At 52.0% G+C, this 24068-nt stretch carries 19 protein-coding genes; 7 read left to right on the forward strand and 12 right to left on the reverse strand.

The genetic code is table 11. From position 1 onward, the window contains the following. The first annotated feature begins 100 nt into the window (after nucleotides 1-100). Complete coding sequence (locus BTA51_RS20560; protein ID WP_094710749.1) at nucleotides 101-784, forward strand: hypothetical protein; 684 nt, start codon at nucleotides 101-103, stop codon at nucleotides 782-784. An 88-nt stretch (nucleotides 785-872) separates the two neighbouring features. Here BTA51_RS20560 and BTA51_RS20565 read toward each other — a convergent pair whose 3' ends face one another. The 12 genes from BTA51_RS20565 to BTA51_RS20625 all read right to left on the reverse strand — a co-directional run bounded on the left by BTA51_RS20565 (nucleotide 873) and on the right by BTA51_RS20625 (nucleotide 16819). Then, nucleotides 873-1382 carry a nitrous oxide reductase accessory protein NosL gene (locus tag BTA51_RS20565; RefSeq protein WP_094710751.1) on the reverse strand — a complete coding sequence of 170 codons (510 nt, stop codon included), beginning with the start codon at nucleotides 1380-1382 and terminating at the stop codon, nucleotides 873-875. Between the two features lie 29 nt (nucleotides 1383-1411). Further along, nucleotides 1412-2239, reverse strand: a complete 828-nt coding sequence (locus BTA51_RS20570) for an ABC transporter permease subunit (RefSeq protein WP_094710753.1) — start codon at nucleotides 2237-2239, stop codon at nucleotides 1412-1414. Continuing rightward, complete coding sequence (locus BTA51_RS20575; protein ID WP_094710755.1) at nucleotides 2236-3225, reverse strand: ABC transporter ATP-binding protein; 990 nt, start codon at nucleotides 3223-3225, stop codon at nucleotides 2236-2238. The genes BTA51_RS20570 and BTA51_RS20575 overlap by 4 nt, the downstream gene beginning before the upstream one ends. Before the next feature lies 1 nt (nucleotide 3226). Then, entirely contained in the window at nucleotides 3227-4573 is a 1347-nt protein-coding gene (locus BTA51_RS20580; protein WP_094710757.1) for a nitrous oxide reductase family maturation protein NosD, read from the reverse strand. A gap of 2 nt (nucleotides 4574-4575) precedes the next feature. Then, on the reverse strand, nucleotides 4576-6474 hold the full coding sequence (gene nosZ, locus BTA51_RS20585; protein ID WP_094710759.1) for a TAT-dependent nitrous-oxide reductase: 1899 nt from the start codon (nucleotides 6472-6474) through the stop codon (nucleotides 4576-4578). Nucleotides 6475-6501: 27 nt separating this feature from the next. Further along, nucleotides 6502-8646: a transcriptional regulator NosR gene (gene nosR / locus BTA51_RS20590; protein ID WP_246841114.1), complete on the reverse strand. Its 2145-nt coding sequence runs from the start codon at nucleotides 8644-8646 to the stop codon at nucleotides 6502-6504. A 294-nt stretch (nucleotides 8647-8940) separates the two neighbouring features. Continuing rightward, nucleotides 8941-10479, reverse strand: a complete 1539-nt coding sequence (gene hutH, locus BTA51_RS20600; protein ID WP_094710765.1) for a histidine ammonia-lyase — start codon at nucleotides 10477-10479, stop codon at nucleotides 8941-8943. A 1-nt stretch (nucleotide 10480) separates the two neighbouring features. Further along, nucleotides 10481-12220, reverse strand: a complete 1740-nt coding sequence (gene hutU, locus BTA51_RS20605) for a urocanate hydratase (protein WP_094710767.1) — start codon at nucleotides 12218-12220, stop codon at nucleotides 10481-10483. A gap of 13 nt (nucleotides 12221-12233) precedes the next feature. Next, nucleotides 12234-13313: a formimidoylglutamase gene (gene hutG / locus BTA51_RS20610; protein ID WP_094710769.1), complete on the reverse strand. Its 1080-nt coding sequence runs from the start codon at nucleotides 13311-13313 to the stop codon at nucleotides 12234-12236. Next, nucleotides 13303-14526: an imidazolonepropionase gene (hutI, locus tag BTA51_RS20615; protein ID WP_094710771.1), complete on the reverse strand. Its 1224-nt coding sequence runs from the start codon at nucleotides 14524-14526 to the stop codon at nucleotides 13303-13305. Before hutI ends, hutG begins: the two co-directional genes overlap by 11 nt. Nucleotides 14527-14823: 297 nt before the next feature. Beyond that, the gene (gene hutC, locus BTA51_RS20620; protein WP_094710773.1) at nucleotides 14824-15531 is read right to left on the reverse strand and encodes a histidine utilization repressor; all 708 of its coding nucleotides are present in this window, start codon (nucleotides 15529-15531) and stop codon (nucleotides 14824-14826) included. 115 nt (nucleotides 15532-15646) lie between these two features. Then, nucleotides 15647-16819: a patatin-like phospholipase family protein gene (locus BTA51_RS20625; protein WP_246841115.1), complete on the reverse strand. Its 1173-nt coding sequence runs from the start codon at nucleotides 16817-16819 to the stop codon at nucleotides 15647-15649. 330 nt (nucleotides 16820-17149) lie between these two features. Between BTA51_RS20625 and BTA51_RS20630 the strand changes: the two genes are divergently transcribed. From BTA51_RS20630 to BTA51_RS20655, 6 genes are read left to right on the forward strand one after another with little or no spacing between them, the layout of a single operon-like run. Then, a complete protein-coding gene (locus tag BTA51_RS20630) occupies nucleotides 17150-19588 on the forward strand; it encodes an LPS-assembly protein LptD (protein WP_094710775.1) in 2439 nt (812 codons plus the stop codon). Nucleotides 19589-19624: 36 nt separating this feature from the next. Then, nucleotides 19625-20917 carry a peptidylprolyl isomerase gene (locus BTA51_RS20635; protein WP_094710777.1) on the forward strand — a complete coding sequence of 431 codons (1293 nt, stop codon included), beginning with the start codon at nucleotides 19625-19627 and terminating at the stop codon, nucleotides 20915-20917. 49 nt (nucleotides 20918-20966) lie between these two features. Next, on the forward strand, nucleotides 20967-21983 hold the full coding sequence (gene pdxA / locus BTA51_RS20640) for a 4-hydroxythreonine-4-phosphate dehydrogenase PdxA (RefSeq protein WP_094710779.1): 1017 nt from the start codon (nucleotides 20967-20969) through the stop codon (nucleotides 21981-21983). Nucleotides 21984-21987: 4 nt separating this feature from the next. Further along, entirely contained in the window at nucleotides 21988-22821 is an 834-nt protein-coding gene (gene rsmA, locus BTA51_RS20645) for a 16S rRNA (adenine(1518)-N(6)/adenine(1519)-N(6))-dimethyltransferase RsmA (RefSeq protein WP_094710781.1), read from the forward strand. Nucleotides 22822-22830: 9 nt separating this feature from the next. Next, nucleotides 22831-23217, forward strand: coding sequence for a Co2+/Mg2+ efflux protein ApaG (apaG, locus tag BTA51_RS20650; protein ID WP_094710783.1), 387 nt, complete (start codon nucleotides 22831-22833; stop codon nucleotides 23215-23217). Between the two features lie 12 nt (nucleotides 23218-23229). After that, complete coding sequence (locus tag BTA51_RS20655; RefSeq protein WP_094710785.1) at nucleotides 23230-24051, forward strand: symmetrical bis(5'-nucleosyl)-tetraphosphatase; 822 nt, start codon at nucleotides 23230-23232, stop codon at nucleotides 24049-24051. The last annotated feature ends 17 nt before the right edge of the window (nucleotides 24052-24068 follow it).

Below are 24068 nucleotides of genomic sequence, written 5' to 3' on the forward strand. Positions count from 1 at the left end.
TTCTTTCATCCTGAATCGTGCCGGAAATAAAACTAGTTTAATGCGCTGAACTCTGTGTTGGGTAAGCTCTGGATATCTTGAAATGACAGGAGATTCCACGATGAGTAAGTCCCAACAATTGGTCTTCACCTCTTTGGCTTCCGGAATAATGCTGATCTCAATGATCGGTATCAGTCTAGTCACCGGTGTATCACAACAAACCTTTGAATGGTTTATGCCGCCATCTGCCTATGCGGCTCAGCTAATTGAAGGAGCAGGGCCTCTTCGGACCATAATCGGATTGGATAACATTTTTATCGCTTGTTATTCCATGACGGTTTTTCTGTTGGTTCAGGTGCTATGGCAGCACCATGCCCGCAATCTTCTGTTATTGGTATTGGTCTCAGGTTTGGCTGGCGGGGTACTGGATTTCCTTGAGAATCATCATATCTTGAGTATGCTCACCATGGCGGAAATGAATGAACCTCTGAATGCACAGGATATTCAATGGCAGATGGTGTTCAGTATGTTGAAGTGGCATTTGGCATACTTTGCGTTTTTTGCCCTGGCTTTTACTATTCGCCCCTCCAATAAATTCGAAAGGTTGTTTCGCTGGTCATTGGTGTTGATTCAACTACCGGTAGGCGTTTTCTATTATGTTGAAGCCCCCACGCCCATGGGGGAAGTTCTCTTTTACTGGCGCTATCTCAACCTGGTATCCGGCTTTTTGGTCTTTGCCTATCTCTTTTCAAGAGAGACGGCAGAGCGCCAAAGCAGGTTGAATGCGCTCCAGACTGCAGGGTGAATGACAGTCATTTTGGGGATAGAGAGAAGTCCCGGGCTTTCAACTATTGTGTGCTACTGTCAGTTTAAATTGGTGAGCCGCCGTCAGTTTAAAGCTCATTCAAGGATATTTGCTCGAACGAAAATAGTCTGCCGTGGTATTCGTCGATGAATTTTTGGGCATCCTCGGCGCGTTTGAAAGAGGCGATGGTCGGTCCCATGCCGGATTGGACCGACGATCCGATCACATACCAGGCTGTTTTGGCTTCAATCAGATGGGAATCATCAGGGCGGTTCCAGTCGGTTCTGGCCATGTCGTGGACGAAGATTTCTCCCTGTAAGTGCTGGTTTTCCGGTTGTAGCATCCAGACAAAGAGTTCGTGGGTAGAGCAGAATTTGTAGACACGTTGATCTTTTCCTACGAACTCGCCTTTGGGGCCCGGTTGGCGTGAAATCATCATTCCGCAGATATGACATTCGTCACCGGGTTCAATTCCCACGGGCCCAAAAGATGAGGGTTGGTCCGTGGCTTCTGTAGGAGAGCAGCCGGTTAGTAGTGAGAGAATGATCGTCACCAGGGATAATATGCGTAAATTTGCACGGAAATCATTTTGCAACATGTTGGAACCCTTGCTCCAGATAGATAAATTTAAATCGTTCTGCGACTGAACAACCAGCGGGCCAGGGACAGTGGAATCGCAATCCACCCTAACAGTACCCACCAAAGGCCATCGCTAACCGGCAGATCTGAGCCCAGAGCCAAAACTCCGCTTACACCCCCAAAGCCATCCAAGGCCGTGAGGTTTATCAGGCGATAAATATCTGCAGGGTTGAGCATTAGCAGCCAAGGCAATAGCTCTGGACTGAGTTTTCCCTGGCTGATTGCCAAAAAAGCCAGTAGAGAAAGGTCGAAAACCAGTACGAACAAAAACCAGATGGCCAGAGCCAGCCCCGCAGCCCGGGACTTCTCGGCAACTTTCGCACTGGCGATATAACCCATTGCCAGAAATACCCAACCAAGCAACATGGAAGAGAAAACGAATCGCCCGAACGCCAATGACATTTCCATCAGATTAATGCCTTCTGCGAACAGGCCGATAGCCAATGCTGCTGAACCGAATCCTGCCAGGGCAGCTAATCCCAGTATTAAGGCATGTCCGCAAAACTTGCCCACCAGCAATTCTCCTCTGGAAATTGGATAGGCCAGCAGTAGGAGTAATGTGCCTCCTTCCTCCTCTCCCACGATGGCATCGTAAGCTATCAGCAGGGCAATTAAGGGGATCAGGAAACTGGCCAGACTCGTCAGGCTGGCGATAGTGGCCGGTATAGATGTGAAGCCAACCTGCCCTGATGCCGCAGCGCCAAACCAGGTGATGCCCAAAGAGAGCAGGGCGAATACCAGAGTGATTGCCAGTATCCATCGGTTGCGCAAGCCATCTCGAAATTCTTTTTGGGCAATATACCGGATACTGTTCATGCGACATTCTCCGTAGAAGATAATCTGGCTTGTGAAACCCGGACGGGATTTTGATCACGCTGGCTGTCAGGGGCGGTTGTGCCGCCTGTCATAAAGTATTGATAGATGTCTTCCAGACCAGGCAGGCGGAGATCCACATCGGTAATGTGAGGGTGCGCCATTAAAGCTTTGAGAATGACCATCTTGTGTTCAGGGGAGATAGTGATCTCGGCGACCCGGTCAGATATTTGATGGGGGATACTTACAATTTCCCTCCACCTCCCAAACCAGGAATCTTCAGAAGAGATGCCTTGGATGCGAATGCGAACGGGGAGGTTAGCATGGTGTCTTAGCTCAGATAATGTTCCTGTTGCCAACAGTTGGCCCCGAGACATAATTGCTGCTCGATCCAGCAAAGATTCGACACCAGGGAGCACGTGCGAGCAAAGAATGACACTGGTGCCGGTCTGGCGCAGCTGTTCTATCAGGGCATAGAGTTCAGCCGTGGCGATTGGATCCAGACCGACTGTCGGCTCGTCCAGCAATAATAGTTGGGGCTGTCCCAGAAGGGCTTGGGCGAGGCCCAAACGCTGGCGCATTCCTTTGGAGTAGGTTTTAACCTTTCTACTTGCCGCATCAGACAGGCCCACCTGCTGCAGGAGTTGCTCCACTTGGTGGCTGTCGGTCTGTTTTAATCTGGCAAAGTAGTTCAGTGTCTCCCTTCCTGTCAGTTGGGGATAGAACATGACATTTTCAGGAAGGTAACCCACACTTCTCCGGACTTGAACATGTCGTGGGGAATAGCCTAAAACCTGGATATCTCCAGAGTCCACCGGCAGGATGCCCAGGATCATTTTGATCGTGGTGGTCTTACCCGCACCATTGTGTCCAAAGAGACCGAGAATTTCGCCTTTTGCCAGGTTCAGACTCAGATTGTTTACCGTCGGTTGTTTCAGCTTGTTTGAGGCTGCTTCCAGGCATTTGGTGACATTTTTCAGATGTAGCACTTCAATTACCTCCGTCTGCCGTCCTGGTTAACGTTACTCCTGGATCAGGAGGTTGCATGAGCGGAGCACTGTCTCGCACGCCCGGAGACTTGACCACCGGAAAGGCTTGCTGTGCCCATCTGAGCACATCCACTGCCGGGCTGTTCATCAGCAAGCGTGCCTGCGGATAAGTCCAGAGTAGCCGGTCAACACTGTCGTTTGGCTCGTAGGGGATGTCACCAATCTGGTCTCCATTGCGGTCCCAGCCGAGATAGTCACTCCAATAATTGCCGTGCCCCTCAAGAGACCATTCCTGTAGTCGGGTTGCTACGTATTTGACCTGACGCTGGTTGTTGATGAAGGCGTTGCCGCTCACCTGGTTGTCTTCTGATCCTGCGGTGAGATGTATCCCGATATCGCTGTTTTCGAAGCGATTGTTTTCAAAAATATTGAATGGCGAGTTGTACACAAACAGGGCTTTTCCTTCTGCACCGTCAATGGCGGAACCTCCCGCAGTACCCTGCCTGACGCCGGTGATACGATTTTGCCGAAGTGTGGAGTAGGTGATGTAATTCATCAGGATGCCGTAATTCTGATCCTGTTCAGACAGGTTGCCGGTCACTGTCAGCCGGCGGCTTTGCATTAATGCGTAGCCGGTTCGGGTGCGTAGTGTGTGGTTTCCAATGACCTCATTGTTGTGCGAATACATGTAGTGCACACCGTAGCGCAGGTCGTGAAGGAAGTTTTCTTTCAGGGTGTTGCCGTTAGAGGTATCGATATAGATTCCATCCCGGGTATGCCAGACTTCATTGCCGGTCACCAGGGCACCGGTCACTGCAAACAGATGTATCCCGTTACCGCGGTCCTGGGAACGGATGGATGTATCACCGTGGATGCGATTCCCGGACAGTGTCACATCAGGAGTTGCGTCCACCCAGATACCGAATCCGGCGCCCTCCAGTACAGTCTGTTGAACAACGGTATTGGTGGCTTGACGTTCAACGAAAATGCCGGCATTGAGGTCTGTCAGGTTTCGCCCCCAATGGCGGACGTTGCAATCCCGGACCTGGGTGTTCGGTGCTTTAATGCGAATGGCGTCGCCTTGTCCATTGGCGTCAATCATAGCGCCGGCTTCGCAATAAAATTCCACGCTACGGGAAATGATAAAGTTGCCGGTGTACAGACCTGCCGGTAAATACCAATCCCCTTGATTGTTCTGTTGCAACGGCAATTCCCGCAGATCCGCTGTCGCCATGGAGGAGGCAAGACTCAACCATAGCGCCAGGATAATCCCGTTGCGGATGTACTGGGCGATGACAATGATCACCGTCCTGTACCGGGATGGATCTGACGGGAATACCGTTTTCATGCTCAGGCCTTGTCGACGATCATTCGGCCACGCATTTCCATATGCAATGCATGGCAGAACCAGTTGCAGTAGTACCAGTGCACTCCGGGTTTGTCTGCGATAAAGGTCACCGAAGAGGTCTGCTGTGGACTGATCTCCATGCTGACACCGTGATTGACCATGCAGAATCCGTGGGTGACATCTTCCACCATGTCCTGATTGGTAATATATACGGTGACCTCATCGCCTTGTTTGACGCGAAACTCGGTGATGCCATAGGTGGGGGCTACTGAGGTCATATAGACGCGAACTTTGTTTCCATCGCGAATAATTTTATTGTCAGCATCCAGATTGACCCCGTCCTTCTTGGCCTGGGCAACCGCTGAGGCAAAGAACGGATCATCCCGCTGCCATATTTTCCTTGGCCGGATCTGATCGCGCCTGACCAGGATACAGTCATGGGGTTCGGCATAGGTCGGACCATCATGTACCAATACCATCTCATCGCCGGAAATATCGATGAGCTGATCGTTTTCAGGATGCAGTGGGCCGGTTGGAAGGAAGCGATCTTTGGAGAACTTACATAACGCCACCAGCCATTTGCCGTCGGCATCCTTGGACTCCGCCAGGCTGGCATGGTTATGGCCGGGTTGATACTGCACATCCAGTTTTTGTTTGATGTAATTAACCTTCTCCCCGTTATAGGCGCGAATGGCCTCGGCAATGTTCCACTTGGCAATCTGGCTATCAATAAACAGGGTGGTATAAGCGAAGCCGCGACCATCAAAGGTGGTATGCAGAGGTCCAAGACCGAGTTCCGGCTCGGCGGCGATAACATCCCGCTCATTCTGCAGCTTACCGGCAAACAGATCGTCGAGCTTGTCGATCGCGATAATGGAGACGGTAGGGGAAAGCTTGCCGTTGGCAACGAAATATTTTCCGTCAGGTGAAGTGTTAAGACCGTGCGGGTTTTTCGGAACCGGGATATAGCGAGTCAATTCTGACCCGTGTCTGCCGTCAACAACCGGTACTTTGGAGTCCCCGATGGTTTTGAATTTCCCGGCTTTTACTGCCGCTTCAATCCTGTGAACATTAAAGACGACGACCCAATCTCTTTCGTTACGCATGGTATCCGCCAGCAGCAGCCCTTTTTCAGAGTTATAGCAGGTGGAGGCGACATATTTGCCGGTGTAATCGGCGTCGGTATTATCCAGGTTGCCATCCACAATGACTTGCCACGCCACTTCCATCGTGTCCGCGTCGACGGCATTGAACATCGTGTAATGGTTATCCAGGTTTTCCATGTTGGTGCCGTCATTCGGCTGGGGAATGACAAATTCAGCATTACAGAAAACGTACTTGGTACGAGGCACTTTTTGCAGTCGCAAACCATGGATCGCCTGTACATTGGGAATACTGGTAATCCGGTCGCATTTCATAATATCCAGGCGAATACGGGCGACACGGGTATTGGCTTTATCGTTGATGAAAAGATATTTGCCGTCGTACTGCCCGTCAGTCATGGAAACATGGGGGTGGTGGCAGTCACCGTTGGAATATTTTGAGGATTCGCCCAGCACCTGCTTGCTTTCATTGGTCAGGCCCCAGCCACTGGCAGAGTCAACGTTGAATACCGGAATTCGCATCAGCTCCCGCATGGAGGGCACTCCGAGAACCCGGACCTCGCCTGAATGGCCGCCGCTCCAGAAACCGTAGTATTCGTCCAGTTCACCGGGTTCTACCACGGCGTTCTGCTGGGCGGATTTAACCGCTGCCGCCCAGGATTCAGGTGTCATCACCGAAGAACCTAATCCTGTCATGGCGGTGACGCTTGTTACTGCCGTAGCGCCGAGGAACATACGCCGGCTGAGGCCGGTGGGGTTGTCCTGATCCGGTTGCGCGTTGTTGTCTTCTCTTTTCATACGTATTACTCCTGTCGGGTTTCGTAGTCAGTCATCAAGCTGTGCTACAGGAATCATTTCGTGGTCTTGTGAAGCTGCTTTTTTGCGACGCCGTTTTTGTTTCAACACCAGGGGAGGGCATTTCTGATCGTTGTGATAAGTCATCTGGCAATCCAGGCAGTGATGACATTCATTGGCATTGATGCGGCCATCCGGATGAATGGCTTGAATTTCACATTCCACGGCGCAAAGCTGGCATGGATTTCCACATTCCTTACGCCTTTTAAGCCAATCGAATAATCGAAACTTGGTCGGTATCGCCAGGGCTGCGCCCAACGGGCAGACATAGCGGCAGTAGAATTTACGGGTAAACACATTGATTAACAGCAGTAGTGCCGCATAGGACACAAACCACCACTCTCGTTGGAACAGGAGAGTGATGGAGGTTTTGAAAGGTTCAACCTCGGCGTACTTTTCCGCTGTTGCCATAGACTCCAGTGAGATGCCGAACAGCGCGAGTAACACAATGTACTTCACCGCCCACAGACGCTCATGGAGACCAAAGGGTAAATCGAACTGCGGAACCTTGAACTTGCGGGCTGCCTCATTGATGAGTTCCTGCAGAGCTCCGAATGGGCAGAGCCAGCCGCAAAAGACGCCCCGACCCCAGAGGACTATGGTGGCGGCGGTGAAAGTCCAGAGGATAAATATCACCGGATCGATCAGGAACAACTCCCAGTGGAAGTCCTGCATGACGGCATGTACAAAGGTCAGTACATTCACGATGGAGAGTTGGCCCAGGGTGTACCAGCCAAGGAATACCACCGTATATATCAGGTAAAAGCGACGGATATTGTGCAGAAGGCGGGGGAAGCGAACAAAGTAGTCCTGCAGGAACAAAATGGTCATTAGTATTGCCAGACTGGTGATGACGACCCCAATCTGCAGACTCTTGTTACGCCAGATACTGATCCAGACCGGTTCATCTGCCTCGGAGGTTGATGCTTCCACGGGAGGCCTTTCCACAAGAGCTTCAGGAATCTGGTAAGAGCCTGAGAAGCTCGTAAATACTCCGTCAACCGGCCCTGTCTGGCGACGTACCAGCAGTTCAAGATCCCAGGGAGTGCCAGGGTCAAAATCGTATTGAGGGCGCACGATAAATATCGCCATTTCCCGAAAGTCAGGCATGCCTTCTGCGTAAACATCACTCAGGCGCTGATAATCCAGGTCTCGAAAGCTGATCAGATCTCCGTGCTGGCGTATTTGTACGCGGTCAAAGATTCCTCCGCGAACATAGCCGGAGCCTTTGAAGGAATACTCCCCATTGGCCAGGACGGCTATGGCGTGCTCACCTGGTTTCAACTCCTCCTTCAGCCACCGAAACTGATTCTTTCCCAGCAGGTTCTGACCAATCGAGGGAGCATTGAGATAGGCATAGTAGAGGTCAATAAACGTATGATCTTTGGCGTCGGGGGATGCTTCTCCGATACCCTCTGCCTCTGTTCCCTGGAAGGCTTTGTCCACTTCCCCTTTGGTCAGGTGCAGGCGACGTATTGAGCCGTCCCCGGTAAGACTGTTCCAGCTCGCCGCTGTGAATTGTCCTGCTCTGATACGGGCGCGGTTTCGCCCTTTGTGACCGGTGAGATCCTGCTCGATTAAGCCGAGCTTGGCAGCTACTTTATGAGCTGACCGCATGATGGACTCATTGACCACCATGACAGTGACTGTTGCGCCGGTAATGGCATCGACCGATATGCTGGATGGATCGGTTGATCGACCAACCACTACTCTTTGGGACGCATTGATGCCCTGGTAGGCCGCTGCAAAATCGAATAGCTTTTGTTCGGGAATGCCGACCAGAAGGATGGGTTCGTGATGCTCAAGTACAAATGCGTCCTTTATCGTACCTTTGGTGTCCAGAATAATTTGCAAATTAACCGGCTTGCCTGAGTACGCCGGAATTTCGACAACCTCACGAGTCTGGTACACATAACCCAGAATGTTGTTGCCCTGCATGATTTGACTGACAGACGGAACGGATGTGCTGGGAGTTAGGTTGTCATAGCCAGGGAAAATAGAGGTGAGACGCTGAAGACCTTTGTCGTTTTGTGCCGCAGCCTGTCCACAGATCAGGGCCAGCAGAAAGAAACATATCCATCGATGAAGGTGATTTGCGCACAAGAAATGACTCACCTGGAACATCCTTAAGGTCTATGAGTTTGTCGCCAGGGAGCCTAAGTGAGTGGAGTAAAAAGGTAATTGACTCACATCAATACCGTCTGGGATGTCAGAGCCAATACATATTCAGTGGTATATAGGTGTGAATATGGTGTATCCCCTAAGGGGTATTCCGGGAGGGAGGCCTGGATGTCGGAGGAAGCAATAAAGAGCAGAAATGGGGAAAAGAATAGGATAAAAGAATAAGAGAAAAGAAAAAGGGCGAACAGCTTGTTCACCCTTATTGGAAGGTCAGGAATTCCTGACTTTTTATCGATCGCTTGGAAGAAGGTCTTCCGGCATCCACTCGTTCAACTTGGCAGATTCCAATAGACCCTTGGCCCTTTCAATATCTGGCCCGAAATAGCGGTCGTGGTCGTAGAACGGTACAACTCCGCGAACAGCTTTGCGAGCGTTTTCGACCAGAGGAGAGGACTTGAGAGGGTTACGGAAGTCCAGTCCCTGAGCTGCCGCCAGAATCTCGATCGCTAGGATCCCCCGGGTGTTGTCGGCCATATCGTACAGGCGTCTGCCGGCATAGGTTGCCATGGAGACATGATCTTCCTGGTTGGCAGAGGTCGGCAGGCTGTCAACACTGGCGGGGTGCGCCAGGCTCTTGTTCTCACTAGCCAAAGCTGCGCTGGTCACCTGGGCAATCATGAAGCCGGAGTTTACGCCTCCGTTTTCCACCAGAAACGGTGGCAGTTTCGACATGTTGCTGTCGATCAGCAGTGCCATGCGGCGTTCAGACAGTGAACCGATTTCGGCAATTGCCAGAGCCAGATTATCTGCCACCATGGCGACCGGCTCTGCATGGAAGTTGCCGCCGGAAAGAATTTCATTATCATCGGCGAACACCAGCGGGTTATCCGATACTGCATTGGCTTCGATTTCCAGCACTTTGGATGCGTGGCGGATCTGGTCCAGACAAGCACCCATGACCTGGGGCTGGCAGCGCAATGAGTAGGGGTCCTGAACTTTGCCGCAGTTGGTGTGGCTACGGGCAATCTCTGAGCTGTCTTCCAGCAAGTGGCGATACAGAGCAGCCACATCGATTTGTCCTGGTTGTCCCCGGACCTCATGAATGCGGGCATCAAAAGGTACCCGACTGCCAAGAGCCGCTTCCACACTCATCGCTCCGGTCACCGCACCGGCGGCAAACAGGTCTTCAGCGTAGAACAGGCCTTCCAGTGCGAAAGCCGTTGAAGCCTGGGTTCCATTGAGGAGCGCCAGTCCTTCTTTGGGAGCTAACGTCAGCGGTTGAAGTCCGGCGATATCGAGCGCTGTATGGGCGTCGATAATCTCACCTTCATAACGTGCTTGACCTTCGCCCAGTAAAACACAGCTCATATGGGCCAATGGTGCTAAATCGCCAGAAGCACCCACAGACCCTTTTTTGGGAACGATAGGATAGACCCCTTTGTTGACCAGTGCGATCAAGGCATCCACAACTACCTTGCGCACACCTGAAAAACCACGGGCCAATCCGTTGATTTTCAGAGCCATCATCAGGCGCACGGTGTTGTCGTTCATGAACTCGCCGGTACCAGCTGCATGGGACAGGACGATAGAGCGCTGCAAGGTTTCAAGCTCTTCTTCAGCGATGCGGGTGTTAGCCAGCAGGCCGAATCCGGTGTTAATGCCGTATACCACACGTCCTTCCTGCATGACCCGACTGACGGTATCCGCAGACTTTTCCATATTGGCGTAGGTGTCTTCAGATAACGACAGGGTGACCGGCTCGCGGCTGATTCGACGTAAATCTGCAAGTGTCAGATGGCCTGGGTTCAAGACAATCTTATGGTTCATATCAGGCATCTCCTGCGTGCTTGGTTGCTGTGTCCAGCATCGGTAAATCCAATTCGTTTTCTTTAGCGCAGTTGCGGGCGATGTCATAACCGGCATCTGCATGGCGCATCACGCCGGTGCCTGGATCGTTTCTCAGTACCCGGGCAATCCGTTTTTCTGCCGCGTCGGTGCCGTCACATACGATGACCACCCCAGAGTGTTGGCTGAAGCCCATACCAACGCCACCACCATGATGCAGTGAAACCCAGGTCGCGCCACCGGCAACATTCAGCATCGCATTCAGTAATGGCCAGTCAGAAACAGCGTCAGATCCATCGAGCATGCTTTCGGTCTCACGATTTGGGCTGGCGACAGAGCCGGAATCCAGATGGTCACGGCCAATGACTACCGGGGCTTTCAATTCGCCGTTGCGGACCATTTCGTTGAATGCCAGGCCTAGACGGGCACGGTCTTTCAGTCCCACCCAGCAAATACGTGCCGGCAGGCCCTGGAAGGCGATACGTTCACGGGCCATGTCGAGCCACTGATGCAGATGGGGATTGTCCGGTATCAGTTCTTTCACTTTGGCGTCTGTTTTATAGATATCTTCCGGGTCACCCGACAGGGCTGCCCAACGGAACGGGCCGATGCCCTCGCAGAATAGTGGGCGAATATAGGCCGGGACAAAGCCAGGGAAATCGAAGGCATTGCTGACGCCTTCTTCCAAGGCCATCTGGCGAATGTTATTACCGTAATCCAGAGTCGCTGCGCCTGCTTTTTGCAGATCAAGCATGGCCTGAACCTGTACGGCCATGGATTTTTTGGCGGCTTTCACCACAGCCTGTGGGTCTGTTTGACGCTTCTCGGCCGCATACTCCATCGTCCAGCCTTGAGGCAGGTAGCCGTTCAGAGGATCGTGGGCAGAGGTCTGGTCGGTGACCACATCTGGAACAATATTTCGGGCTGCCAGTTCAGCAAATACATCCGCGGCGTTGGCGCACAAACCGATGGAAATCGCTGCGCCTTCCTCTTGCGCCTGATGGATCATGGTGAGGGCTTCGTCCAGATCCTTTGCCTGTTTATCAAGGTAACGGGTACGCAGACGGAAATCGATGCGAGTCTGATCACAATCTACGGCCAGCATACAGAACCCGGCCATTGTTGCTGCCAAAGGTTGCGCTCCACCCATGCCACCCAGGCCTCCGGTCAGCACCCATTTACCTTTGGCGTTGCCGCCAAAATGCTGGCGTGCCACAGCACCGAAGGTTTCATAGGTCCCCTGAACGATGCCTTGGGAACCGATATAAATCCAGGAGCCGGCCGTCATCTGGCCATACATCATCAGGCCTTTTTTATCCAACTCGTTAAAGTGATCCCAGTTGGCCCAGTGAGGCACCAGGTTGGAGTTGGCAATCAGTACACGAGGAGCGTCGGCGTGGGTCTTGAATACACCGACAGGTTTACCGGATTGAACCAGGAGAGTCTCGTCTTCTTCCAGGCGCTTCAGAACTTCGACGATTTTGTCATAACATTCCCAATTACGGGCGGCCCGTCCGATTCCTCCGTAAACCACCAGTGCATTCGGGTGTTCGGCCACATCCGGATCCAGGTTGTTCATCAGCATGCGCAGGGGGGCCTCGGTCAGCCAGGATTTTGCGGACAATTCGGTTCCGTGTGGCGCGCGAATTGTACGGCTGGTATCCAACCGTGAGCCGATATTAGAACTAGAGTTGGAATGAGAGCTAGAATTGGAATCGGACATGAACGTCACCTCCTCAATCGTGGTTGGAAAGCGATGTGCTTTCGATGTTGTTATGGGTTGTGGCCGTGTCAGTGATGTCATCGGTTGTCACTGAGCCATAAACTCTGGAGTTTTCCAGCATGCCGGCCAGGGTGGCTGCCAGTCTGGCGGCCAGACGGGCGGTATGGCCGTCAATATCAAAAGTCGGATTAAATTCGGCGATTTCTGCCAGTAGAACCGGAATCCGGCTTGCTTCAATCTGTTCCAGCAGTGTTTCCACCAGCTCGACACTGATACCACGTGGGGCTGGGGCACTGACTCCCGGGGCTACGGCCGCAGGAAAGGCGTCCATATCGATGGTGATATAGAGAGCATCGATTTGCTGGAGAAAACCGGCGAGGCGGTCTGCGGCGGATGCAATCTGATGCATCCCGGCTTCGGTATCCGCAATCCAGGTCACCCGCCATTCTTCTGCGCGGTCAAACAACGTTTGGGTGTTGGAATGGCGGCTAATCCCGACCGCGGCGTAATGAAATTCAAGGCCGTGCTCGGCGCAGTCACGGGCTACTTGAAAAAATGGTGTTCCCGAGCTTGCCCCTTCGCTGTCGCTGCGCAAATCGAAGTGAGCATCAAAGTTCAGAATGCCGACTTTGGGCAGAGGGGCTGATGTCCGTTTGCTTTGTTCCAGCAGAAAAGTGCGTAGACCCTGAAAACTCCCCCAGGCAATGTCATGACCTCCGCCCAGAACCAATGGCGCGCATTTTTGCTGGAGAATATAAGCCACCTGATCGGCCAATAAAGCTTGGGTGCTCTCCAAAGTAGGCTGTACTTTGACATTACCCGAATCATAGATTTTCCCTGTATGGTGCCAGGGCAGTTTGGCCAATGCCTGCCGAATTTGATTTGGCCCTTCTGCGGCACCGATTCGGCCCTGATTCGCTGCCACTCCTAGGTCGCAGGGGTAGCCTACAATGGCAACCGCAGGTTCGGCATCGGAGGGCATTGCCTGGACCATCTGGTGCCAGCGACGGGCATTTTTGCCGTCGGCAGTATCCACACGACCCTGCCAAAGCTTTTGGTTGAATCCTTCAGAAGAGGCTGGATTAAAAGTCATTACTGACAACTCCTTTAAAGACCCGCTGATAAACGTCCTGGGTGCCGAACTGATAACTGAGCTGTGCCGGGTGCTGTAGATCCCAGACAACAAAGTCAGCAACGTACCCTTCCTGCAGTTGTCCCAGCGATGATTGCTCGCCGAGCGCCTTGGCTGCATTTCGGGTGACACCGGCCAGGTTTTCCTGGGGAGTCAGGCCAAACAGCGTGGAGCCCATATTCATCATCAGGCGAAGAGATGCCAGAGGTGACGAACCGGGATTAAGGTCACTGGCCAGGGCCATGGGCACCTGATAGCTCCGCAACAGGTCTATCGGGGGAAGTTGGTGTTCACGCAGGAAATAGAAAGCGCCCGGTAACAGAGTGGCGACGGTTCCGGATTCGGCGATGGAGGCGACACCGACTTCATCCAGATATTCCACATGGTCAACCGAGAGCGCATGGAAGGCCGCGGCCAGTTTTGAACCTCCGGAAAGAGTCAGCTGTTCCATGTGTCCTTTCACCGGCAGGTCATACTGAGCGGCTGTCTCAAATACTTTTCGGCACTGCTCTGTGGTGAAGGCAATACTTTCACAGAAAACATCGACCGCATCGGCGAGATTTTCTTTGGCTGCGGCAGGAATAGCTTCCCGGCAGACCCAGTCGATGTATTCATCGGACCGGCCTTTATATTCTTCTGGCAGGGCATGGGCTGCCAGCAAAGTGGTTTTGATTCGTACCGGAAACTTCTCGCCCAGCGCTCGGGCGACTCTGAGCATTTTTAGCTCGCTTTCCAGATTTAAGCCGTAACCTGATTTGATCTCGACGGTGGTGACCCCCTCAGACATCAGGGCCATCAATCTGTTGGTGGAGTTTTCCATCAGTTCTTCAAACGACGCCGCACGTGTAGCCCGGACGGTCGAGAGAATTCCGCCTCCTTGCCGGGCAATTTCTGCATAGCTGACGCCGTTTAGACGTTGCTCAAATTCTTCCGCCCGGTGTCCTGCGTAGACAAGGTGGGTGTGGCAATCGATCAGTCCGGGAGTAACCAGGCGTCCTTTTACATCAAAGACAGCCCCAGTGGTCTGCTGAGCTCGCCCTGCTTTCCAGGACGACATGGGAATGATTTGTTGGATATGGCCTTTGGCGACTCCAATGGCATAGCTGCCATGAGCCTCATCATCCAATGGATGGGGCTGGCAAGAAGCTACTTTCGCGTTGATCCACCATTGCATATTTGTGCCCGCTTTCTATCGTTGTCATTATCAAATGTATATACATTTAAATTTAAAAAATCACTGCCTGCAACTATTAAGTTGCGTCTACCTCATAGGTCGTGTTTATGGTGATATAGAATAGTGTTAATAAACAGATGTGTAGCGCTATTTCTAAGATTGCTGAAAAATATTGCTAGTGAGCGTTGAGATGTCGGGGGTGGGAAGTCTTGCTCTAAATGTATATACAAATTTGAGGGGGAAATCTCGTCAATGATGGGGGGAAGTCTTGTCAATAGATGCGATGTAGCGCTTTGGTCAGCGGAAGTGGCTCTCAGATTGCAGACGGTAGCGGGATCCTGGATAGGTCAGGTAAGCACTACTGATAAGATGCTGCTGGCTCCAGGTACGTCGATGAACCCGCAGGCATGGATCTTCAGGTTGAATCTCCAGTAGTTCACAGCATAGCTCGTCAGGCAGGATGGCTTCGATGATATGCTCTGCGTCGGAAGCCGGACTGGTTTGAGTCAGATATTGATTGGGGGTGATCTTCCGGTAGTCCTGGGCCAGGTACTCCGGAGCAAACGCGGGGTTTACATAGCGCTCCTCCAGTTGTACCGGAATGCCGTTTTCCAGATGGACAATCCGGCTGTGGAAGATGTCTGAACCGGTACGAATGCCCAGCTGGGTGGCGACTTGGGAAGAGGCTTTGATCTGTTCCAGCTTAACAATACGGTTGCTGTATTGATGGCCACGTTCCGCAATTTCTTCAGCGATATTGCGTATGTCGGCAAAGGAGGAAACCGGTTTTGATTCGCAGACAAAGGTACCCTGGCCTTGATAGCGTACCAGATGGCCGTCATTGACCAGATCTCGAATGGCTTTGTGGACGGTCATGCGGCTGACATTGAATTGCTGGGCCAGCTGCATTTCAGTGGGAATGCGGCTGCCTACCGGGTAGCGCTGATTTTCAATTCCGCTGAGGAGAAAGTCTTTAACCTGTTGAAATCTTGGTTTGCCGGACACTGACGAGTTGCCTTCTATTATTGGTTAGATGATCAATGGATTAGGTGGACGACCAATGGGTTAATTGGAAACCAAGCGACCATCAATAAAAAAATCTGGGATGTATTGTGTCAGTTCAGTTCTCTGCTGTCAGGTCCGGCCGGAAGAAGTTCTCAATCTGGCGGGCATGGGATTGGGCATCCATGTAACCCAACTTGATCAAATCCCGCATAAAACCTCCTTCAAACAGGAGGTAGCTTGCCAGGCTGGCCCCGCCTTCCGGACTATCGTTATTCTGTCCGACAAACTTGCGCACGGTCGCAGGAAGTTCTTGGATATGAGCTGCTGCCAGTTCATCTATGGGTTGACTGGGGGAAATATTGAGGATCTCCAGCGGGCGCAGATCGATGCCGAATTTTTCCAGATTAGCAGGTGGGATAGCCTTGATGAGTTGATTGATCAGTAATGCCTTATCAACATCATTCTCTATGACATCGATAAAGGCGCCGTTCAGCATATGTTCCATGATGTAGGCCAGGGGAGGGAATTTTTCATGTTTCTTCCGGACCGGAGCCATGACCCGGTTGGCGCTGACACCTATCAGAAGTATACGATCGCTGCCCAGATGTACCGCAGGGCTCAACGGTGCCATGTTGCGTACTACGCCGTCGCCGAAGTATTCCCGATTGATTTTGACCGGTGGGAAAATGGTGGGTATCGCGGAAGAAGCCATCAAATGCTCTATTGTCATCATGGTTTTGACGCCCACCCGCTGCCCCAGGTGCCAGCCGCTGATATGGTCTTTACCCTGGAAAAAGCTGATGCTTTGGCCGCTTCGGTAGCCGCAGGCCGTAATGCAGACGGCGTCAACACCGCGTTCACGAATATTGTCAGACAGTTGATTGAAGTTGATATGGCTTGTGAGAAACTCCCGCAAAGGGCTGTTGTCCAGCATTGAAGCAGGCATTTCGCGCTCTTCTCCGCCCAGTGCTGCCTTAATAAAGTACCCCATGCGCCGGGTCATGCCCCAGAAGTCTGAGCGGTAAACCTTATCGGTTTTCAGTTCGCTCCAGAGTTCTTCCAGGTGTTCAACACTGTGGCGAAAAATATCCCCGGTCGCGGCGAGGCCGATCGCATTGATTGCGCCGGCGGATGTTCCGCAAATGATGGGGAAGGGAAAGTGCAGGTCCGGCAACTGGTCTGATATGGCTTTCAGGACGCCTACCTGATAAGCCGCCCGAGCACCTCCCCCCGTGAGTACCAGTGCCGCTTTGGATGGGTGGGAAGAATGTTTGTCAGATGTTGCCACGGAACCTCCAGGTATGCCCTTGGGAACTCTCAATGAATGTTTTTAATTAGTGCTCGCAAATATTGAGAGTGAATTGTTTTCTTGATTATGAAAGGCGAACAAAACTTATCGATACCGGATTTTGCCATAGGCGTATTTAATCAGTTTAGCCCGACTTTATGGGGAGGGTGTAATCGGGTTAAATCCTCGTCATTGTTACAAGGTTGCTGTACTGGGCACCTGAGCATGAGTATCATGTGTTCCTTTTGGGAATTTGCAGGGTCCAAAGACCTCTACGGCAAGAGGCACACCCTTCTCTTGGTTATGAACCGCATCGTTATCTGGGGCTGAATGATAGAACACAAGCTGAACCGGGCAGTTTGGTTGATACGACAGAAAAACAGGGCAACTTATGAGGCTGATAATTTCCGGCGTCTGCTGATGGCCTGTGCTGGCGCTTGTCTGCTGCCTGCCGCTGTTGCGGGGGCGGAAGAGCTGACTGCCGCTTCGCAGGACTGGGTGGCCCGGGATCAACTGACGGAATCGCAGTTGACTGATTTAGAGCCATACTGCCACGGAACCTATGTGGAACCTGAGTACGGTTTCTCCGATTACCGTGTGGAAGAGAATTCTACTCTGCTCAAAGCAATGGCTGATCGGGTGACGGCAGACCCTGAAAGCAATATTGAACTTTGGGGGAATGTGGAACTACAGCAGGGAACCTGGTGGTTGCGGGCTGACAAAGCCACGTTGGACCGGCGTTCCAATGTGGCTAATATTGACGGCCATATCACCGGCCGCTCCTCTGGACTGGCCATGCACGGCAGCGCTGCAAGCTATGATCTGAACTCTGCGGACTTCACCCTCGAAGATTCTTCCTATCTATTGTATGACCGGCATGCCAGAGGCGAGGCAGATTCTCTGTCCAGTATCGGCACACAAAAGGTCATCATCCAATACGGCAGTTTCACAACCTGCTCCCCAGATAGTCGCGCCTGGTCCCTGGTGGCAAGCGAAATTGTGTTGGATCGAGATAAAGGCGAAGGCAATGCCAAGCATATGCGGCTGGAAGTGTTGGATGTGCCGGTACTTTACTTCCCTTATCTGGCATTTCCCATTGATGATCGCCGCCGGAGCGGCTTTCTGTTTCCCACGATTGGGACCTCGAATACCGGAAGAGGGCTCAGTTTCGGGGTTCCCTATTATTTCAACCTGGCGCCAGACTTCGATGCGACCTACTCGCCCAGGTATATCCATGGGCGCGGGCTGTTAAATGAAGTGGAAGGCCGTTGGCTGACTGAAAACAGTTATTCCGAGCTCAGGCTGGGATACCTCCATCATGACAGCGAGTTCCTGAAAGAGTTTCCCGATGAGAACAATGGGAACCGTTGGGCCTTGGACTTCCAAAACAGTTACCGAATCGCGGAAGGCTGGCGTTCCAGCATTGATTACAACGCCGTCGGTGACAATGAATACCTCAATGACCTTAACCGTACTCTGGAGATCGAGGAAACCTCCCATATCAAACGATTGTGGGACGTCAACTATGGAGGGGAAACGCTAACCTTCCGCAGCCGGGTCTCCGGGTACCAGACCATTGATGATGGTGTCGCTGAAAGTGACTACCCCTATTACCAACTGCCTCAACTGACGCTTGATTGGAATGACAGCAGCGAATGGTTCAACTACGGGGTAAATTCCGAATATACCTATTTCTGGCGAGAGAATGAAAACCTCTCCGGTCTGAAACGAACCAATGGCAGCCGCTGGCGTACCCAGCCTGATCTGGAGCTTGACCTTAGTCCTGTATGGGGATATTTCAAGCCCGGTATTCGGTTGGATCATACGGACTATCTGTTGGAGGATGAGCCAGAGGGTAACGACAGTCATGTTGGTCGGACCGTACCTTTTTACCGGGTAGATAGCGGATTATATTTTGACCGACATGCAGAGATGTTTGGGCATGATTACAACCAGACTCTTGAGCCCCGTCTGTTCTACGTTTATTCGGACTATACCGAGCAAAGTGATATCCCGGACTTTGATAGTTCGGTGCCGACTTTCAGTTATTCCCGTTTGTTCCAGGAAGACCGCTTTGTCGGTGGCGACCGGGTTGGAGACAACAATCGTTTGAGTGCGGGCATCACAACCCGCTTCAATGATATGGAAACCGGGGTCGAAGTGTTTCGGGCGAGTCTTGGGCAGATCTTTTACTACGGAAAAGGTGATGTTGATCTGAGCGGAAGTGGAGAGGTGAACGAGAGTGAATCCTCCTATGCCGGAGAAATGCTGTGGCGTCCGAATCAGAATATGGATATCAAGGTGAGCGGATTGTGGGATCCACAAGAATCCAAAACCGAGAAAGGAACTTCCACGCTGTCCTTTCATGATCCGGAATATCGAAAACTGCTGAATTTGAGTCATCGTTATTCGGTGACGGATTCTGATCCGGATGATCATATCGAGCAGACTGATGTGTCGACTCTGTTCCCGGTTTCTGACTCTGTCAGTTTGCTGGGCCGCTGGCTGTTTGACCTGCGCAGGCATCGTACCATTGGTACCCTGGCAGGTGTAGAATACAGCGACTGTTGTTGGCGTATGCAGCTGGTGGCACGCAGCTTCCTGGAAGATGAAGATAATAATGAGAGCCGGCTGGATCACGGCATTTTTCTGCGTTTTCAGCTTCGTGGGCTGGGAGGGCTGGGAACCGGCGACGAATCGGCTCTGTCCTCTGGTTTGAAAAACTACAGCGCTCGTGAATCCTACCGGGACGAGCGTTATCAATGGTAAGTAAGACCTTACTTAAGTGCATGTTGAAGCATTCCAATGAATAAAAGCCTGTTGATTATGTTGAAGAAGTATTGTTTTCCTGCGTTGCTGGTTGTCCTGATGGGACTGTTTAGCGGGCAATTGATGGCGGAAGTCAAACCGCTGGATCGGGTCATCGCCATCGTGGATGACGGTGTTGTGCTGCAGTCGGAATTGGACGAAAGGGTCGCTATGTTCAAGCAGAGGTTCCTGGCGAAGGGAACTCCGTTACCCGCTGAAGAGGTTATGCGTGAGCGACTGCTGGATCAGTTGGTGTTGGAACAGATCCAGTTGCAGATGGCTGATCGTCTAGGGGTCAGGATCAGCGACTCTCAATTGAACCAGACGATGGAAAGTATTGCGCAACAAAACGGATTGAGCCTGGACGCATTTCAGCAGCAATTGGCCAAAGACGGTGTGACTTACCAGGGCGCTCGAGCACAGATTAAAAGGGAAATGTTGATAAGCCGGGTGCAGCAGAGAAGGGTTAATCCACGGGTCCGTATCACTGAAAAGGAAGTGGAAGACTTCCTGAAATCAGCGGCAGGAAAAGCCAATAGTCAGGAAGAGTACCGGATCGCTCATATACTATTGAGCAATGATAGTGGTCGTGACAATCTGGCTTTGGCCCAGGAGATTATTGATAAGTTGAAGGCCGGTGGTTCCTTTGCTGAACTGGCTGCGACTTATTCTTCTTCGTCCACTGCGCTTGATGGCGGTGATCTTGGCTGGCGTAAGCGTGATGAGCTGCCGACATTATTTACTGAAGTGGTTCCCAAGCTGCAACCTGGAGAGGTTTCGCCGCCGATTGAAACCAGTGGCGGCGTTCACCTGGTCAAACTGACTGACAAACGTGGCGGTACCAGTAAGCTGGTAACCCAGGCCAAAGTCCGGCATATCCTGATTATGCCAAACGAGGTGCGAGACGATCAGGCGGCCAAGGCAACCATAGACGAACTCTATAAGAGGGTGCTTGCCGGTGAAGACTTTGCTGAAATGGCCAAGGAGAATTCTGATGATGCGGTCAGTGCCAGTGCGGGTGGTTCATTGGATTGGGTCAGCCCTGGTGAAATGGTGCCGGAGTTTGAACAGATGGTAGATCAGACAGCAATTGGCCAGATCAGTAAGCCTTTCCGTTCGCCCTACGGGTGGCATATTCTTCAGGTCGAGGAACGACGCACAGCGGACATTGGCGATCAGCTGCAGGCCAACCAGGCCAGGCAAGCGTTGCATCGCCGTCGTTATGAGGAGGAGCTGCAGAACTGGCTGGGTGAAATCCGTGACGAAGCATTCGTCGAGTTGAAAATATAGGCCCCAGTAGTTCTTGATAACGAGCAGTTCCAAATAACAAAGGTTTTTTATGATCATTGCGATCACGCCGGGAGAGCCGGCAGGCATTGGGCCGGACATTTGTATCCAATTATTGCAACAAAGCTGGCCTGTGCGGTTGGTGTTGGTATGTGATCCCGAGATGTTGCGGGAGAGAGCCAGAATGTTGGATCTGCCGCTGGAAATTGAGCTTTATGATGCCCAGGCATTTGCGGCTACGCGTCATGAAAGCATCAGTTCCCGTTCCGGTGTTGCCACGGTATTGCCTATTGTATGTGAGGAAAATCCGGTGGCGGGAGTTCTGACGCCGGCTAATGCCCAGTATGTTCTTGATACCCTGAGGAGGAGTATCACCGGCTGTCTCAGTCGGGAGTTTGATGCTCTGGTCACGGCACCTGTTCATAAAGGCGTGATTAATGAAGCGGGTATCGCATTTACCGGACACACCGAGTTTCTGCAACAGCTCACCCGGGTACCCAGGGTTGTCATGATGCTGGCATCGGACGTTATGCGAGTGGCGTTGGCCACGACACATGTGCCTTTATCCCGAGTTTCAGGGCTTATTTCCGATGAGCGACTGGAGCAGGTGCTGACTATTCTGGATCATGACCTGCAGACCAAATTTGGAATTCCGCAGCCCCGCATACTGGTTGCGGGCCTAAACCCGCATGCCGGAGAAAGTGGGCATATGGGGCGTGAGGAGATCGATATTATCGAGCCCTGTCTCAATCGCCTGCGTGGTAAAGGTATGAACCTGATTGGGCCGCTGCCCGCGGACACGCTGTTTACACCGAAATATTTGAATCGGGCTGATGCTGTTCTTGCCATGTATCATGATCAGGGACTGCCTGTTTTGAAATATCAGGGCTTCGGAAAAGCCGCCAATATTACCTTAGGACTGCCCATGATCCGGACTTCTGTTGATCACGGTACAGCGCTGGATTTGGCCGGTACCGGCCAGGCAGATGTCGGCAGTCTGAAAACCGCCTTGCAATGTGCTATCGATATGGTGGCCAGCCAGGCGAGTCAATCGCCATCCATGGAGTAATCGGATGTCCAAAAACTCTTCCCGAGGTTCGCGTAAGCCGGTAGGGCATCAGGCCCGAAAACGCTTTGGTCAGAACTTCCTGCATGACATGACGGTGATTGACCGCATCGTGCGTTCCATTAATCCCCGAGTTGAAGAGCAATTGGTGGAAATCGGTCCGGGACTGGGAGCGATGACGGAGCCACTGCTGGATTCCGGCGTACCCTTTACCGCGATAGAACTGGATCGGGATCTGGTGCCTGTATTGCGGACCAAGTTTTTTAACTATCCCAATTTCAATATTATTGAAGCGGATGCATTGAAGTTTGATTTCCGGACTTTGATCAAGGAGGGGCATCCGTTTCGTCTGGTAGGGAATCTTCCCTACAATATTTCCACGCCCCTGATCTTTCATTTGTTGGAAATAGGACCGTCTGTGACCGACATGCACTTTATGCTGCAGAAGGAAGTGGTGGATCGTCTGGCTGCCAAACCTGGAGATGGTCAGTACGGCCGATTAAGTGTCATGGCGCAGTATTATTGTCGCGTGGAATCGATTTTTAATGTGGGGCCGGGTGCCTTTAATCCCCCTCCAAAAGTCTGGTCGGCTATCGTGAGGCTGGAGCCGCACCAGGAAAAGCCGTTTCCATGTAGAGACGAGAAGTTGCTGTCACGTGTAGTCAGGCAGGCATTTGCCATGCGCCGTAAGACACTAAGAAACTGCCTGAAAAAGGAGATTAGTGCAGAAGCGCTGGAATTGCTGGGAATAGACCCACAAGCCCGTCCAGAAACTCTTGGTGTGGCTGATTTTGTCAAAATTGCCGACTATATTCTGGAACATCCATTGACTGAAGACTGACTGGGAGCCATGAGCGAAGAATCCCCCACTTACGACATCAAGGTGCAAGTGCGCACCCAATATATTCCTTCGCAATCTGATCCTGAAAACGATCATTATGTGTTTGCATACCATATCACCATCATTAACCGGGGAGTGAAAGCCGCTCAGCTATTGAGTCGGCGTTGGTTAATCACGGATAGTGATCACCGCCAACAGGAAGTGACTGGTGACGGTGTGGTGGGGCAGCAGCCTGTGATTGCGCCTGGAAAGTCCTATGAATACAGCAGCGGTTGTGTGCTGGAAACGGAAGTCGGTACCATGGAGGGCCATTACATTATGAAGGCGGAAGACGGTCATGAATTCATCGCGCCCATTCCCCGCTTTGTACTCTCTACACCGCGTACACTCCACTGACCTGGAAGCCACATGTCCGTATATGCCATTGGGGATGTTCAGGGTTGCTATGATGCCCTGGGACGCCTGCTTGATAAGCTGAACTTTGATCCGGCATCGGATCAGATTCTATTCGCCGGGGACCTCATTAATCGTGGTCCTGAGTCGTTGCAGACAATGCGTTTGATTTATTCTCTCAGGCACTCTGTGATGTCTGTTTTGGGGAATCACGATCTGCATGCCCTGGCGGTGTACTTCGGTCGCCAGAAAAGCAAAAAGAAAGATACGTTGTCGGACCTGTATGAGGCAGAGGATGCGGAGGTTCTGTTGGAGTGGCTCAGAGAATGTCCTCTCGCATACTACGACCAGTCTCGTCATCTGATGATGACTCATGCGGGGATTCCGCCGCAGTGGAATGTTGATCAAACACTGCGCCTTGCCGGTGAGGTGGAGCAAGTGGTTCGTGGTTCTCATGCCATAGATTTTTTTCATGCCATGTATGGCAACCTTCCCCATTGTTGGGATGAAAGTCTCTTGGGAATGGAAAGGCTGCGGGTCATCACCAATTATCTCACTCGTATGCGTTTTCTGGATGCCGGAGGATGTTTGGAGTTGACTCACAAGCAAGGATTGGAAACTGCGCCGGAAGGGTTCAGGGCCTGGTTCATGTATCCCCGTGAAGACAAGCTCACTATCCTATTTGGTCATTGGGCCGCGATTCAGGGAAAAACGGGCATTGAGCGATGTCATGCACTGGATACCGGTTGTGTCTGGGGTGGTGTTTTGCGGGCAATGAATGTCGATACCGGTGAATACATCGAGGTCGAAAGCCATGCAAAGGAGAAGGTTGAGTAATCGGGATGAGTAGGGTG

Origin of the sequence: Hahella sp. CCB-MM4 (assembly GCF_002260525.1) — a bacterium.
Taxonomy (GTDB): Bacteria; Pseudomonadota; Gammaproteobacteria; order Pseudomonadales; family Oleiphilaceae; genus Hahella.